We start from the raw sequence: 15203 nt of genomic DNA on the forward strand, positions 1-15203 counted from the left end.
AATTATAAAACGGGGGAATTCAATGCCCAGCTCTGCGCCCGGCGGCTCGCGCACCAAGGCCCGCCTACTTCTAGCCTCGGCTTCCATGAGCCTGCTCGCCCTGCTGGCGACGCCCGCCGCGTCCTTGGCGCAGACCGCGCCCACCGACCCACAGGCGCCCGCCCAGTCGATGCCGAACGCGCAAATGCCGCCCGTGGTGGTTCAAGGCGACAAGGGAAGCGCTCCGGCCTCAACGGCGCCTTACGCGACCACCCCCAGCCAGAAGACCACGCCCGAGGGCGGCTTCAGCGACACCCGCATCACCGGCGCGACGCCGACGCCGACGAGCCAGGCCTTTCAGGTCGTCGGCGAGAACCCGGGCTACCTGTTCAACCTGGCCACCTTTGGCGCGCCCCTGGGTCAGTCGCTGGCCAGCCACGGCGTCTACTTGCATGGGGCCACTCAGATTTCGGATCTCTCGGTCATTGATGGCGGCCACAAAGGAGGAAGCGCCATCTTCAACCTCGGCTACTGGGGCGCTGACGTCGACACCGAAAAGGCTTTCGGACTCAAGGGTGGCCTGATCGACTTCACCTTCAGCCACCAGCTGGGCAGTACGCTCGCCGGCACCAACATCACCGGCTCCCAGACCTTCACGCCCTACGGCGGTGGCGACGAGGTCCGTCTGGTGAACTTCTATTACAGCCAAAGCTTCTTCAACCACGCCCTGCAGATCACATTGGGCCGCATGGAAACCGGTTACACCGCCACGCCCTATCTGTCGCCCGGCATCCACCAGGCCCAGTGGTACTGCAGCTTCTTCAGCGTTTCATGCGGCAACTCCAATGCGTTCGCGCTGAACTCGAACAAGGCCCCTTACTACGTTGGCTCGTGGGGTGGGTTCATCACCATCCACCCGGCGGATCACTGGTATCTCAAGGGCGGTGTCTATGAGAATCAGCCGCTCGAGGTCACCACCGAGACCCACCTCGGCTGGCCCGGACGCGACTGGGGCATCAACGAGGCCAACGGGGCGTACTTCCCGGTCCAGCTCGGCTACGTCACCTCGCCGCTGGATTCGCTATATCCAACCAACTTCCATATCGGCGGCTACTACGACAGCGGTCCGTTCCCCGACAAGTTCCTGAATGCGAAGCTGTTGCCCGCCGCGACCCATCCCGGCGCGCCGCTCCTCAATCAAGGCACGTTCGGTATCTTCACCGGGCTGCAGCAGACGGTCTATCGCTTCAGCAACGACCCGAGGAGCACTCGCGGAGTTTCGCTGTTCTACAGCGGCGATTGGGACGTGACGGGGCTGCAGGACGATCAGCAACAGTACATGGGCGGCTTCATTCTCACCGGCCCGCTCTCTCAACGCGCCGCAGATACGATCAATTTCTTGGTCTCCTACAAGGTGATCGACAACCGGCAACGAGAAGGTCGCGAGCTGATCGCCAAGGCTCACGGGATTGACTACAAGATGAGCGACGAGACGGATTTCGAAGTGAACTACGGCTTCGCCGTGGCTCCTGGCCTGAACGTCTACCCCTTCGTCCAGTATGTCCACGACCCGGACCAGGTTAGCGAGGCGGTGCCGGATCCCAAGGACACCCACGCCTGGTCGGTGGGTGCGCGCGCCGTTATCCGCTTCGACGTGCTGTTCGGCCTGCCCCAGCCGCATTGAGGCCAGGACCATTCGGAAGGACCGCAGGCGTGATGGAGCTGACAAGTTATGTCGGGCGGCGGAAATCGTGGGGTAGAAATCCACCGAAAATAACACCTATGTGGGTGAAGCGAGTGGTTCCAGCTCGACAACGGCTTCGAGCCGAGCAGAAGAATGTGCGGTCATTATCACGATCTCGATTTATCGAGAGGAAATGGATTTGCTGCCACCGACAACGGCATGAATATACACAATCGAATAATCCATCAATAATCACGAACACCGAGGCCGGATTGATAAGATGAACTCGAACCCAGCGGCGGCTAAGCTTCATCTTAGCGAAACTTCCGCGGCCGAATGGGCGGTTCGTGTCGATCTAGCCGCATGTTATCGCTTGGCGGCGCTATGGTTGGGATGACGGATTAGCTGGTCTGCCCCCACGGGGTGATCCGAGTGGAATGTTAGTGGAGAGTTGGCGCGGTCGCCACGTCTGAGTTGGCCGGGGGCGCGCCCTTCAAAACTGGCGCACCCGGCCACGGCGCGACCGTTCCGCTGCGGGGCAGGACCGCCTCCGGCGCTGGCGGAGTGTAGCCGAGCGAGCTATGCGGGCGCACGGTGTTGAAGTGTCGCCGCCAGCTCTCGATCAGCACCGCGGCTTCGCGTAGGCTGTAGAAGACCTCGACGTTGAGCAGTTCGTCGCGGAGCTTCGAGTTAAAGCTTTCGCAGTAGCCGTTCTCCCAAGGACTGCCAGGCTCGATGTAGGCGGTTTGGGTTCCGACATCGGCGATCCACTTTCGCAGCGCCAAGGCAATGAACTCTGGGCCGTTGTCTGAACGTATGTAATCCGGTGTTCCTCGGCAGATCATCACATCGGCCAACGTCTCGAGTACGTCGGTGGAGTTGAGCTTGCGCTTCACCCGGATGCCAAGGCCTCTCGGGTGAACTCGTCGATCAGGCAGAGCATCCTGAATTTCCTTCCTTCATGGGTCCGCCCCTCGACGAAGTCGTAGGACCAGACGTGGTTGGGCCAGCTTGCGCGCAGGCGCACGCACGAGCCGTCGTTGAGCCACAGGCGGCGCCGTTTCGGCTGCTTCTGTGGGACCTTCAGCCCCTCTCGCCGCCAGATCCGCTGCACCCGTTTGGCGTTCACCGCCCAACCTGCACTGCGCAGGAGGGCGGTGATCCGCCGGTAGCCGTAGCACCGTAGGTCTTGGCCAGCTCGACGATATCGGCGGTGAGCGCCGCCTCGTCATCGGGCGTGCGCGGCGGCTTGCGCTGGGTGGACCGGTGCTGGCCAAGGGCTTGGCAGGCCCGGCGCTCGGATACACCGAGCTCGGCCTTCACCTTGTCCACGCAAGCGCGGCGGCGAGCGGGGCTTAGTAGTTTCCCCTGGCGGCTTCCGTCAGGATCAGCTTGTCCAAGGTCAGGTCCGACACCGCCCGCCGCAGCCGGGCGTTCTCCGTCTCCAGCTCCTTCAGGCGCTTCACCTGGTCGGTCTTCATGCTTCCGTACTCGGCTCGCCAGCGAAAATAGGTCTGCTCGCTCACCCCGATCGAGCGCGCCGCCTCTGCGATCGACTTGCCCTGCGCCGTCACGATCTCAACCTGGCGCAGTTTGGCGACGATCTCCTCCGGCTTGTGACGCTTGGTTCCCATCTGATCCTCCTCGGGCCGGAGCCCTCAATTTAGGTGGATCACTTCGCGGGGGTCAGACCAGTCCATGGGGTCAGGCTACCAGACCCTGAACGGAACGAGAACCGTGGAGCACTTCAGGCGAGCCACCACATGCCCCTCAGCCGTTCGGCGACATCGATCCGGGGCGCGTGGGCGGGCGTCGACGTGGGCGCAGGCTGGACGGCCATCGGCCAGGACGTCTTCTCGAAAAGGCCGAGCAGACCCTTCGGGATGAACCGGGTCCGCGAAACGTGGACGTGTCGGTCGCCCTGGGCCTGCTGGTTGTGGGTGAAGAACCGCTGCGGCAGCATGATGTGCAGCTCGTCCTTGGCCCGGGTCATGGCCACGTAAAGCAGGCGCCGCTCCTCCTCGATCTCGGCCGTCTGGCCGGTCCCGAGATCCGACGGCAGACAACCGTCGACGGCGTTCAGCACGAACACCGAGGTCCATTCCTGGCCCTTGGCCGAGTGGATGGTGGAAAGGATCAGGTAGTCTTCGTCGAGCAACGGGACGCCCGATTGATCGGAGGTCGCGTCGGGCGGGTCGAGGGTCAGCTCCGTCAAGAAGCGCTCCCGCGAGGGATAGCCGGCGGCGATCTGCTCCAGCTGCAGCAGGTCGCCGAGCCGGATCTCCCCATCCTCGTGGATCCGGTCCAGGTGCGGCTCATACCATTGCCGGGCCCGCTCCAGCTCGGCTGGCCAGCTGAGGTCGCCATTGGCCAGATCGGCGACTAGCTCGAGGAAACCCGCCCAGTCCGGACCGATGCGCGCCGGCGCGGGCGCCGAGGCCAGGGCCGCGAGGGGATCGGGAGCCGTCGTGATGTGGTCGAGCACCCGCTGCGCCGAGACCGGCCCCACACCCGGCATCAGCTGCATGACCCGGAAGCCCACGACACGGTCTCGCGGGTTCTGCAGGAAGCGCAGGACGGCCATCACGTCCTTGACGTGGGCGGCGTCGAGGAACTTCAGGCCGCCGAACTTCACATAGGGGATGTTCCGGCGGGTCAGCTCGACCTCGAGCGCACCGCTATGGCTGGAGGTGCGAAAGAGCACCGCCTGCTGCTTCAACGCCGTGCCCGTCTCGCGCCGCGCCAGGACCTGCTCGACCACATAGCGCGCCTGGTCGGTCTCGCTGCGCACAGTCACTAGGCGGGGCGCCCCATCGGATTGCCGTTCAGTCCAAAGGTTCTTGGTGAAGCGCTCGGCCGCCAGCTCGATGACGGCATTGGCGGCGCTGAGGATCGGCTGGGTGGAGCGGTAGTTGCGCTCCAGGGTCAGCACCGTGGCCTCAGGCGTGAAGTGGCCGGGGAAATCCAGGATGTTGCGCACCGTCGCCGCCCGGAAGGCGTAGATCGACTGGGCGTCGTCGCCGACCACGGTCAAGCCGCGGCCATCGGGTTTCAGGGCCAGCAGGATCGAGGCCTGAAGCCGGTTGGTGTCCTGGTACTCGTCCACCAGGATGTGATCGAAGCGCTCGCCGATCTCGGCGGCCAGGTGCGGGTCGGTGACCGCCTGGGCCCAGTAGAGCAGGAGGTCGTCGTAATCGAGCACGTTCTGCTTCTGCTTGGCCTCGACATAGCCGGCGAACAGCGTGCGCAATTCCGCCGCCCAGGTCGCGCACCACGGAAAGACCGTGCGCAGGACCTCCTCCAGCGGGGCCTGGGCGTTGACGCACCGCGAATAGATCGAAAGGCAGGTCGCCTTGGCGGGGAAGCGGCTGTCGAGCTTGGAGTAGCCCAGCTCGTGGCGGACCAGGTTCATCAGGTCCGCCGCATCCTCGCGGTCATGGATCGTGAAGGCCGGGTCGAGCCCGATCTGCTCGGCGATGTCGCGCAGCAGCCGCGCGCCCACCCCGTGGAAGGTCCCGGCCCAGGCCATAGCGTCGGTCAGCACGGACGCCTTGTCGCCCATCACCCGCCGTCCGATCCGCTCGACCCGACCCGTCATCTCGCTGGCGGCGCGCCGCGAGAAGGTCATCAACAGGATGCGCCGCGGATCGGCGCCGTTGACGATCAGGTGGGCGACCCGGTGCGCGAGGGTGTTGGTCTTGCCAGACCCGGCGCCGGCGATGATCAGCAGCGGCGGTGCCGGTTCCGCCCTCCCCGCCTCGACGCCATGCTCGACCGCCTGTCGTTGCTCCGGGTTCAGGGCATCAAGATAGGCGGCGACCATCGGCGGACGAGCTCAAGCGAAGCGGTCCGCCACCGTCGCAGTTTCCCGTTTTGTTCGCAAACCCAATTCGGTCGGCCGAAGATGGGCGGCGACTGGAGCGGATGGTCTCAACTTCTGCCTGGGATGAAGACGTGATCTTCGGGCGGCTGCGGCTCGCCGGCCCCGACCTGCAGAGGGTCCCGATCAGTCCGGGCGCCGCGCCGCTCACACGGATGCCCGTGGGGACCGGCTTCAGAGGACCTAACCTATTGCTAAGCTGGGATTTTTCTGGGCCTGGGGAACGGTGTCGGCATGGAGCTGTTTACGGATTTCAATCGGAGATCAGCTCATGACAAGCCCGCGTCCGCTTGCCGTCGTCACCGGCGCCAGTTCCGGCATCGGCTACCAATTGGCCCAGCTTTGCGTTGAGAATGGCTACGATCTCGCCATCGCCGCCGACGAGCCGACGATCGTTGAAGCCAAGCAATCCTTCGAGCGCCTCGGCGCGCAAGTCCGCGCCGTTCAAACCGACCTATCCACGGAAGAGGGCGTGCAGCAGCTGCTCGACCTGATCGGCGATGAACCCATCGACATCCTCTGCGCCAACGCAGGCCACGGCCTTGGCCACGGCTTCCTCGATGAGAACTGGAAGCAAGCGCGCCATGTCGTCGACACCAACATCACCGGGACGCTCTTCCTGGTCCACAACATCGCCAAGGGCATGCGGGACCGCGACCGCGGCCGCATCCTGTTTACCGGGTCGATCGCCGGCCTGATGCCGGGGAGCTTTCAGGCCGTCTACAACGGCACCAAGGCCTTCGTGGACAGCTTCTCCTTCGCCCTACGCAACGAGTTGAAGGACACCGGCGTGTCGGTGACCTGCCTGATGCCGGGCCCGGTCGACACCGAGTTCTTCGAGCGCGCCGACCTGATGGACACCAAGGTTGGTCAGGGCAAGAAGTCCGATCCGGCCAAGGTCGCCAAGACCGGCTTCGACGCCATGATGAAGGGCGAGGGCGACGTGGTCGCCGGCTTGAAGAACAAGTTCCAGGCCGCCGTGGCCGCCGTCACTCCGCAGTCCCAGCTGGCCGAGATGCATCGCGGCATGGCCGAACCCGGCTCGGGCAAGCAGTGATGGACGGCGAGCCCAACGCCATGCGCCGCAAGCTTCTCGTCGGTGGAGCCGTCGCCGGCGCCGCCTTCGCCGGTGCGGCGGCCGCCGCGCCGACGCCTGACGGTCGTTCCGACACCGAGCCGCGCCAACTGGACGGCAAGGCCATGCCCGAGCCTTCGCCCGATCAGAGCGCCGGCCCGATCAAGCCAGGGCGCGGCTCGATGCTGCAGGGCAAGGTGGCCGTGGTCACCGGCTCGGCGCGCGGCATCGGCCGGGCGATCGCGGTGGAATACGCCGCCAACGGCGCCGACGTGGTTTGCCTGGACATCTGCGGCTTCGTCTCGACCGCGTCCAACGCCAAGCCGGCCACGCCGGGAGACCTGGAAGAGACCGTCCGCCAGGTGAAGGCCTATGGCCGAAAAGGCGAGGCGATCAAGGCCGACATCCGCGACATCGCCGCCCTGCGCCGCATCGCCGACGACGTGGACCGCCGCTACGGCAAGATCGACATCGTGGTCGCCGACGCCGCGATCCAGCGCTGGGTCCCCCTGCTGGAGATGACCGACGCAGACTGGCGCGACGTGATCGACAACAACCTCAACGGCACGGCCAACACCATCCGCGCCTTCGCCCCCAAGATGGTCGCGCGCAAGAAGGGCCGGATCATCGTCCTGTCCTCGATGCAGGGCCTGCACGGCACCAAGGACGCCTCCAGCTATTCGGCGTCCAAGTGGGGGATCATCGGGCTGATGAAGTCCGCCGCCATGGAGTTGGGCGAGCACAACATCACGGTCAACGCCCTCCTGCCCGGCCTCGTCGACACCGCCCTCACCCGATACGAGAAGCGGTTCTCCGAGAGCGTCGGCGAGGAAGGCCAGAAGATCGCCGACCCCACGCCGCAGCAGGCCTGGGACATCCGCGCGCCCACGGTGCCGTTGAAGGTCGGCTGGCTGCAACCTGACGACATCTCGCCGGCCGCCGTCTTTCTGGCCTCGGACGCCGCCGCCCAAGTGACGGGCGCGGAGTACCAGGTCACCGGCGGCGACAGCGCCAAGGACGTTTGAGGGCCAACCCATGATCTCCAGCGAAGCCGTTCCGGACGACGCACGACGCAAGAAGGCCGATCGCGAGAGCGACGAGGCCATGGCCGTCCGCGCGGTCACCATCGGCAGGCCCAGGGAAGAGGTGTTCGCCTTCTTCCGCGACTTTTCCAACCTGGCCCGCTTCATGGAGAACATCGAGCGGATCGACGTGCTCGACGCCCGGCGTTCGCACTGGGTGGTCAAGGCGCCCGCCGGCCATTCGGTGGGATTCGGAGCTGACCGAGCAGGACGACGGCCGGCTGCTGGCTTGGCGGACGACCGAAGACGCCGAGGTCAAGAACCTCGGGCGGGTGGAGTTCCGCGACGCGCCGGGCGGGCGAGGGACCGAAGTCCACGCCACCCTGGTCTACGAGCCGCCGGCCGGCGCCCTGGGCAAGGTCGTCGCCGCCCTGTTCCAGAAGGAACCGGGCCAGCAGGCCAAGCGCGACCTGCGCCGGCTGAAGATGCTGCTGGAAACCGGCGAGATCGCCACCACTGAGTACGAAGCCGGCGCGGCGCCGCGCTTCAAGAAGGCCGACGCCTCGGACGAGGCCAAGGCGGCAGAGACCCGCTGACCGCCGCCTGTCCCCCCATCCCTCAGGAGACCCCGATGCGCGCCGTAACCTGGCACGGCAAGCACGACGTCCGCGTCGACACCGTGCCCGACCCCAAGATCGTCAATCCGCACGACATCATCATCAAGACCACGGCGACCGCGATCTGCGGTTCGGACCTGCACCTGTATGACGGGGTGATCCCGACCATGGTCTCGGGCGATATCCTCGGCCACGAGTTCATGGGCGAGGTGGTCGAAGTCGGGCCGGAGGTCTCCAACCTGAAGGTCGGCGACCGCGTGGTGAACCCCTTCACCATCGCCTGCGGCCAGTGCCTGCACTGCAAGTCGTCGTTCTTCAGCGCTTGCGAGAACTCCAACCCCGCCGACAAGGCGCCGATGATGGAGGCGCTCTATGGCTACGCGGGCTCCGGCCTGTTTGGTTATTCGCACATGATGGGCGGCTATGCCGGCGGCCAGGCCGAACTGGTCCGCATCCCGTTCGGCAACGTCGGCCCGGTGAAGATCCCCGACGGCCTGGACGACGAGCAGGTGCTGTTCCTGTCCGACATCTTCCCCACGGCCTATCAAGCGGCCGAGAACTGCAACATCCAGAAGGGCGACACCATCGCCATCTGGGGCATGGGGCCGGTCGGCCAGCTCTGCGTGAAGAGCTGTTTCCTGCTGGGGGCCGAGCGCGTCATCGCCATCGATCACCGTCCAGGCCGTCTGGCGATGGCCAAAGCCTCGGGCGCCGACGTGATCAATTTCGAGGAGGTTCGGGTCAACGAGGCGCTCACCGAGATGACCGGCGGACGCGGCCCCGACCACTGCATCGACTGCGTCGGCCTGGAAGCCCACGGCTGGGCGGTCGACAACGTCCTGGACTTCGTCAAGACGACCCTGAAGCTCAGCTTCGACCGCCCCCACGTGCTGCGCGAAGCCATCCTGGCCTGCAAGCCCGGCGGCGTGCTGTCGATCCCCGGCGTCTATGGCGGCTTACTCGACAAGGTCCCGTTCGGCGCGGCCTTCGGCAAGGGCCTGACCATGAAGATGGGCCAGACCAACATGCACAAGTACCTGGCCCCCCTGCTGGAGAAGATCCTCAAGGGCGAGATCGATCCCAGCTTCATCATCAGCCATCGGCTGGGCCTGGAAGACGCCCCCGGCGCCTACAAGAACTTCCACGACGAACAGGACGAATGGACCAAGGTGGTCCTTCGGCCGAATTGAACGGAGCCGGCCGATGAAATTCGATCTCGATCAGCTGGCCAAACGCCTCACCGACGCCGCCGCACGGACCGAAGGCCTGGAGATTTCGATCTCCAACTTCGACCTGATCCTCGCCAAGGACGGGCACGGCACCAACCGCTGCGAGTCCGTCCCGTTCGCCGCGCTGTTCCTCAGCGACAAGGACGTCCTGGGCGAGGCGCTCGACCGGCTCGGACAAGAGGCCTCCCCGCATGCTTGAGAAAATGCCCCGCGGCCTTGGCCACGCCCTCCGCGGCGTTCGCGCCGGCTACGAGAAGATTGTCATCGAAGACGACGCTTTCGCGCAGATTCCTGACACCATCGCCCTGGAAAGTCCGGCGTTCGCCGACGGGGGCGACATCCCCGACCGGTTCACCGCCGACGGCGAGAAGATCTCCCCGCCCCTCGCCTGGCGCGGCGCACCACAGGACGCCGAAAGCCTGGTGCTGGTCGTCGAGGATCCCGATGCGCCCAGCCACGAGCCCCTGGTTCATTTGCTGGCCTGGGATCTGCCGCCAGACCTGACCTCGCTCGACGAGGGCCTGTTCCGCAGTCCCGACCACGACGGCCTGGACGAGAATCTCGGCCGCAACTCGTTCCTGCAGACCGCCTATCTGCCGCCCGACCCGCCGACTGGCCATGGCCCTCACCTGTATGCGTTCCAGATCTTCGCGCTCGATCGCAAGCTGGACTTCGACCATTCGCCCGGCCGCTTGGCCGTCGTCAAGGCGATGACCGGCCACGTCCTGGCCAAGGGCGTCCTGGTTGGCGCTTACGAGCGGATCTGACCAACGACTCCTGGCGTCATCACGGCCGCCAAGCCGGTTCTGCCGTGGTGGCGACAAGCTCAGCTTGGATTGGCGTTTGGCCGCCTATTTAGGAACCCGGAAGCACCACTCAATGGAGATCTCATGGCGACCGGTTGGGCGCACGAAGGCGCCGTTCTGGACCAAATCGAAGACACCATCACCGACGGGGTGCTGACCGCCCGCGCGCGCTTGCCCGTCGGTGAGGGTGCGGAGCACTGCGTCGAGTGCGGCGAGGACATCCCGGAAGCACGCCGCAAGGCGCTGCCGGGCGCCCGCACCTGTGTCAGCTGTCAGTCCGGCCGCGACAGTCGCATCGTGCTGGTGGGGATCAATCGACGCGGCAGCAAGGACAGCCAGCTGCGCTGACGGGCCTATCGGCCGTCGGATAGGGAAGATGCGGACACGGTCGCCATCCATCTGGCGGCGGCCGCCAGCAAGGCGGCGAGGACGTCGGGATCTTTGCGCCCCGTCCTCGCGGGCACATGGAAGGCGTGATCGGCGTCCGGGATCAGGTCGAGGTTGGCGCGACCGCCCAGCCCATCGACCGTCTGACGGAGAAGCTCCAGTTCGGCCAAGGCATCGTTCGACCCCTGCAGAAACAGCATGGGGATGGTGATGGCGGCCAGGTGCTCCGCCCGGGTCACCGAGGGCTTGCCGGCCGGGTGTAGGGGAAAGGCGAAGAAGACCAGGCCGACGACGCCGGGAATCGGCTCAAGCGCCTGGGTCTGCGACGCCATCCGGCCGCCGAACGATCGGCCGCCGGCGAAAAGGGGCGCGCCTTCGGACCGCCGCCTGGCTTCCGCGACGGCGGCGCGAACCGTGGCGTGCGCGACTGGCGGACTGTCTGTCCGCTTGCCGCCCTTCTCCATGTACGGAAACTGGTAGCGTAGGGTAGCGACGCCGAGACCTTCCAGGCCATCGGCGATCGCCGCCAACGAGCGATGGGTCATGCCCGCCCCGGCGCCATGGGCCAGAACGAGGCAGGCCGAGGCCTCCGCCGGTGATTGCCAAAGGCCGGACACCTCGCCGATATCGGGGACTTCGATCTTCAAGGGCTGCGTATCCATGCCCTACGATAGCGGAAATTTCCGGGGCCTGATGCGTTCTGGGCAGCCTTGATCGACGAGTGGCCTGCGATGATCCGAACCGTTTCTCTTCCCGACCAGTCTGCGATTCCAGCCCTTGGCCAGGGCACCTGGCGCATGGGCGAGGACGCCCGCCTGCGCAGCCAGGAGATCGCCGCGCTCCGCACTGGGGTCGAGCTTGGCCTGACCCTGATCGACACCGCCGAGATGTACGGTGACGGCGCCACCGAGACGTTGCTGGGCGAAGCGCTGGCTGGCCTTCGCGACGAAGTCTTCTTGGTCAGCAAGGCCTATCCACAAAACGCCGGCCGCGGACGGCTGGAGCGGGCGTGCGAGGCCAGCCTGCGCCGCCTGAAGACCGATCACCTCGACCTCTATTTACTGCACTGGCGCGGCTCGATCCCGTTGGCGGAAACGGTCGAAGGCATGGAGGCGCTGATCGCAGCCGGGAAGATCCGGCGCTGGGGCGTTAGCAATCTGGATAGCAGCGACATGGAGGAGCTGGCCCTCGCCGGCGGTGAGCGCTGCGCGACCGACCAGATCCTCTACAACATCACCGAGCGCGGGGCGGAGTTCGATCTGATGCCCAAGCTTGCTGAGCGGAATATTCCGGTGATGGCCTATAGCCCGGTTGGCCAGGGCCGCCTGCCTGAGTCCCCCGCCCTCGCGGCCATCGCCAAGCGCTACGACGTCACCCCGTTCCAAGTCTCGCTGGCCTGGGTGCTACGCGACCCCAATGTCATCGCCATCCCCAAGGCCGCTGACGAGGCCCATGTGAAGGCCAACCTCCACGCCGCGGAGTTTACGCTCGATGCGGAGGATCTCGCGGCGATCGATGCGGATTTCCCTCCGCCGAACCGGCGCACCCGTCTCGCCATGCTCTGAGGCCTAAGACCCGGGGTCCCGGTCCAGCGCCGCGAACCACGCGGCGTAAACGGTGTTGCGCGCCATGTGGCGATTGAGGTCCGGCGCGCCATCCGTCCACCAAACCGGTCCCCGCTCGCCCAAGGCCCGCTTGGCCTGGTCCACGGCTGCACGGGCGTCGGCCTCCGCGGCCTCATCCGCGGCCGCATGCGCCGCCCGAACGGCCCGGCGCGCGCTCATCAGCTGCTTCACCAAGGTCTGGCGTTCTTGGTCCGGCAGGTTTGGGTTGGCCATCCGCCAAAGACGGCCGCGAACCACGAAGTAGCGGCCATCAGGCGTCACGGGGTGCTTGGCCATGCCTAGCGCTGGACCGGTCGGGGAGGGCCGCAAGAGGGCGGAGCGCGCCGCAAGGTCGCCCCCGCTTTCCGACCCGCTTTGGGCTGCAGGTCGATCCAGGTGGGTGCGTGGTCGCTTGCCCCCTCCCCGCCCCGCGCGGTTCGGCTGACGCCCCCGGCCAGGTCGGGGCTTAGCAGCAGATGGTCGAGCCGCATGCCTTTGTCGTTGGGCCACCGATGACGCAGATGGCCCCAGAAGGTCCAGAGCGGCCCCTCGGACTGAAGGGCGCGCAGCGCGTCAGTCCAGCCCTGGTCCAACAAGCGCTGAAAGGCGGCGCGGGCCTCGGGTTGTAGCAGGGCGTTGTCCTGCTCATGATGCCCCGGCCAGATGTCGGCCTCGGTCGGCACGACGTTGTAATCGCCGGCCAACACCACGGGGACGCCTGCCGCCATCAGCTCGGCGGCGTGGTCGATCAGCCGCTCGAACCAAGCCAGCTTGTAGGCGAGCTTGGGCCCTGGCTGAGGATTGCCGTTGGGCAGGTAGATCGAGGCGATGAGGACGCCGTTCACCGCAGCTTCGATGTAGCGGGCCTGGTCGTCGCTCGGGTCGCCCGGCAGCGCGCGCCGGGTGATCACGGGCGTGGCGCCGCGGGCGAGGATGGCGACGCCATTCCAAGTCCGCTGCCCGCGCCAAACTGCGCCGTAGCCGGCGGCTTCGATGGCCGCGAGCGGGAACGCGCGATCCTCGGCCTTCAGCTCCTGCAGGCAGACCACGTCGGGCTCCGCCGTCGCCAGCCAGTCCAGCAGGTTGGCCAGCCGTTTGTTGATATTGTTGATATTGAAGGTGGCGATCCTCATACCGGCCGACGCCGATCCCAGCTACGCGTTTGATGCTTCTTTGGAAATCCAACGGGAAGAGCGGAACGTCGCCGACTGCGAGGGGTTCGGGAAGTATGAATTCTCCAGGCCCAACCACAGTGTTGATCGTCGACGATGAAGAACTTGTCCGCATGGTCGGCTGCGATATTCTTGAATTCGGCGGTTATCGGGTGATAGAAGCGGCCGATGCCGGCGCGGCTTTGCAGTGTCTCGAGGCCCAAGCCGAGGTGATGGTCTTGTTCACCGACATCAACATGCCGGGAACGCCTGACGGCCTCGGCCTGGCGCAGCTGGTCCACGATCGCTGGCCGCATGTAAAAATCCTCGTCGCGTCCGGGAACGTCCGCCCAGGGCCCGGCGACATGCCGCCAAAGGGCGTATTCCTCAGCAAGCCCTATCGTGCCGACGATCTGCTGACTTTGGTCCGCACCCTGACACAAGCGGAGGACTGAGCCACGCACGCGGGGTCCTAGACCTTGCCGAGGCGTTTGATGGCGTTGGCCAGCGGCCGCTCGCCGTCGCAGTAGTCCTCCCAGGCCTTCAGCTTCTTCACCAGAGCCGGGACGGTGCGCACGGTGTAGACGCTGGGATCGAGGCCCTTCTTCACCTGGGTCCAAGTCACCGGCATGGAGACCGGCGCGCCGGGGCGGCCGCGCGGCGAGAGCGGGGCCACCGCCGTCGCCATGCGGTCGTTGCGCAGGTAGTCCAGGAAGATGCGGCCCGTGCGCTCCTTCTTGGCCATGTTGATCAGGTAGCGGTCGGGCGCCTCGGCGGCCATCACCTTGCAGACGTCGCGGGCGGACGCCTTGGCCACCGCCCAATCGATCCCCTCGGCCTCCAGCGGCGTGACTACATGCAGGCCCTTGCCGCCGGTCGTCTTGCAGAAGCTGACCAAGCCCAGCTCCTCGAGGCGGTCGCGGATTTCCCGCGCGCTTTCGATCACGACATCGAAGGCGACGTCCGGCGCCGGATCCAGGTCGAACACCAGCCGGCCGGGCTGCTCGGGCGAAAACGGTTCGGAGTTCCAGGGATGGAGCTCCAGGGGCGCCGGTCTGCGCCGCAGCCACCAAGGCCTCAACCCTGTCGAACTGGATGTAGGGTGCTGTCAGTCCAACGCGAACTTGTCTCCGCTCAGACGTAGCTCTCCCAAACCCGAGCTAGCTCTACCCCATGACCTGCCGCCACTCAGCCAGCGCGGCTGAGCGTCGATCTTTGTAGGTCTGTCGGCTGACGAGGTGGCGCTCCTGGTTGAGGTGGTTGTGGAAGGATGCGTGGACCGAGGCGAACTGCTGGAGTGTCTTCATCCTCCTAAACCTCAGCATCGCCCGTTCTCGTCGTCGGAAGGGCTGGTGGGAATTCTCCGCCCTGTTGTTGGCCCACCGGCCTACCTCCTGACGATCTTCAATGCTCAGCTCCTTCATAGCTGCTCGATAGGACCGTAAGCCGTCGGTGGTGATGGTCTTGGCGCACCCGTGGCGCTTCATGATCTTCTTCATGAACTTCAGCGCGGCGGCCTTGTCTCGATCCTTGGTGGCGAAGGACTCGAGCACTTCACCCTCGTGATTTACCGCCTGCCAGAGGTAGTGCATCTCGCCGTTGATCTTCACGTAGACCTCGTCGAGGCGTCACTTCCAATGGGTGTGCTGGCGCATGGCCTCGACCCGTCGCTTGCGGATCTCGGAGGCGAACATCGGGCCGAAGCGGTCCACCCACTTGCGCACCGTCTCGTAACAGATGTCGATCCCTCGCTCGTGCAGGAGGTCTTC

General features: G+C 65.9%; 14 protein-coding genes and 4 pseudogenes. 11 read left to right on the top strand and 7 right to left on the bottom strand.

The window, feature by feature from the left end; all coding sequences use genetic code 11:
• Nucleotides 1-22 precede the first annotated feature (22 nt).
• A complete protein-coding gene (locus GSQ87_RS03645; protein WP_158913315.1) occupies nt 23-1663 on the top strand; it encodes a carbohydrate porin in 1641 nt (546 codons plus the stop codon).
• Nucleotides 1664-2103: 440 nt separating this feature from the next.
• On the opposite strand, the pseudogene GSQ87_RS03650 reads toward GSQ87_RS03645, so the two are convergent.
• Both GSQ87_RS03650 and GSQ87_RS03655 read right to left on the bottom strand, forming a co-directional pair.
• Nucleotides 2104-3297: pseudogene (locus GSQ87_RS03650) on the bottom strand (IS3 family transposase).
• A gap of 113 nt (nt 3298-3410) precedes the next feature.
• Nucleotides 3411-5486, bottom strand: a complete 2076-nt coding sequence (locus GSQ87_RS03655) for an ATP-dependent helicase (protein ID WP_158913317.1) — start codon at nt 5484-5486, stop codon at nt 3411-3413.
• Between the two features lie 328 nt (nt 5487-5814).
• Here GSQ87_RS03655 and GSQ87_RS03660 point away from each other — a divergent pair, with 328 nt between their 5' ends.
• The 8 genes and pseudogenes from GSQ87_RS03660 (at nt 5815) to GSQ87_RS03690 (ending at nt 10640) form a co-directional block, all read left to right on the top strand.
• Nucleotides 5815-6600 (top strand): SDR family oxidoreductase, encoded by a 786-nt coding sequence (locus GSQ87_RS03660; RefSeq protein WP_158913319.1) that lies wholly within the window; start codon nt 5815-5817, stop codon nt 6598-6600.
• A complete protein-coding gene (locus GSQ87_RS03665) occupies nt 6600-7643 on the top strand; it encodes an SDR family NAD(P)-dependent oxidoreductase (RefSeq protein WP_158913321.1) in 1044 nt (347 codons plus the stop codon). Before GSQ87_RS03660 ends, GSQ87_RS03665 begins: the two co-directional genes overlap by 1 nt.
• Before the next feature lie 79 nt (nt 7644-7722).
• Nucleotides 7723-7815 (top strand): annotated as a pseudogene (locus tag GSQ87_RS23045) (cyclase); the annotation flags it as partial.
• Between the two features lie 28 nt (nt 7816-7843).
• A pseudogene (locus GSQ87_RS03670) lies at nt 7844-8236 on the top strand (SRPBCC family protein); the annotation flags it as partial.
• A gap of 35 nt (nt 8237-8271) precedes the next feature.
• Entirely contained in the window at nt 8272-9447 is a 1176-nt protein-coding gene (locus GSQ87_RS03675) for a zinc-dependent alcohol dehydrogenase (RefSeq protein WP_158913323.1), read from the top strand.
• A gap of 13 nt (nt 9448-9460) precedes the next feature.
• The gene (locus GSQ87_RS03680) at nt 9461-9685 is read left to right on the top strand and encodes a hypothetical protein (protein WP_158913324.1); all 225 of its coding nucleotides are present in this window, start codon (nt 9461-9463) and stop codon (nt 9683-9685) included.
• Nucleotides 9678-10253, top strand: a complete 576-nt coding sequence (locus GSQ87_RS03685; protein ID WP_158913326.1) for a YbhB/YbcL family Raf kinase inhibitor-like protein — start codon at nt 9678-9680, stop codon at nt 10251-10253. Before GSQ87_RS03680 ends, GSQ87_RS03685 begins: the two co-directional genes overlap by 8 nt.
• 123 nt (nt 10254-10376) lie before the next feature.
• The gene (locus GSQ87_RS03690) at nt 10377-10640 is read left to right on the top strand and encodes a DksA/TraR family C4-type zinc finger protein (protein ID WP_158913328.1); all 264 of its coding nucleotides are present in this window, start codon (nt 10377-10379) and stop codon (nt 10638-10640) included.
• 5 nt (nt 10641-10645) lie between these two features.
• Here the strand turns inward: GSQ87_RS03690 and GSQ87_RS03695 are convergent, their stop codons facing one another.
• Nucleotides 10646-11326 (bottom strand): alpha/beta family hydrolase, encoded by a 681-nt coding sequence (locus tag GSQ87_RS03695; RefSeq protein ID WP_216838953.1) that lies wholly within the window; start codon nt 11324-11326, stop codon nt 10646-10648.
• Nucleotides 11327-11410: 84 nt separating this feature from the next.
• On the opposite strand from GSQ87_RS03695, the gene GSQ87_RS03700 reads away from it, so the two are divergent.
• Nucleotides 11411-12244: an aldo/keto reductase gene (locus GSQ87_RS03700; protein ID WP_158913332.1), complete on the top strand. Its 834-nt coding sequence runs from the start codon at nt 11411-11413 to the stop codon at nt 12242-12244.
• Between the two features lie 3 nt (nt 12245-12247).
• Here GSQ87_RS03700 and GSQ87_RS03705 read toward each other — a convergent pair whose 3' ends face one another.
• Nucleotides 12248-12580, bottom strand: a complete 333-nt coding sequence (locus GSQ87_RS03705; protein ID WP_174241394.1) for a hypothetical protein — start codon at nt 12578-12580, stop codon at nt 12248-12250.
• A gap of 2 nt (nt 12581-12582) precedes the next feature.
• Nucleotides 12583-13416: an exodeoxyribonuclease III gene (locus tag GSQ87_RS03710; protein WP_158913334.1), complete on the bottom strand. Its 834-nt coding sequence runs from the start codon at nt 13414-13416 to the stop codon at nt 12583-12585.
• A 119-nt stretch (nt 13417-13535) separates the two neighbouring features.
• Between GSQ87_RS03710 and GSQ87_RS03715 the strand changes: the two genes are divergently transcribed.
• Nucleotides 13536-13889 carry a response regulator gene (locus tag GSQ87_RS03715; RefSeq protein ID WP_216838954.1) on the top strand — a complete coding sequence of 118 codons (354 nt, stop codon included), beginning with the start codon at nt 13536-13538 and terminating at the stop codon, nt 13887-13889.
• Nucleotides 13890-13906: 17 nt separating this feature from the next.
• Here the strand turns inward: GSQ87_RS03715 and GSQ87_RS03720 are convergent, their stop codons facing one another.
• Complete coding sequence (locus tag GSQ87_RS03720) at nt 13907-14515, bottom strand: hypothetical protein (RefSeq protein ID WP_254062725.1); 609 nt, start codon at nt 14513-14515, stop codon at nt 13907-13909.
• A gap of 85 nt (nt 14516-14600) precedes the next feature.
• Nucleotides 14601-15050: pseudogene (locus tag GSQ87_RS03725) on the bottom strand (transposase); the annotation flags it as partial.
• Between the last annotated feature and the right edge of the window lie 153 nt (nt 15051-15203).

Origin of the sequence: Caulobacter sp. S45 (genome assembly GCF_009765965.1) — a bacterium.
GTDB lineage: Bacteria > Pseudomonadota > Alphaproteobacteria > Caulobacterales > Caulobacteraceae > CAHJWH01.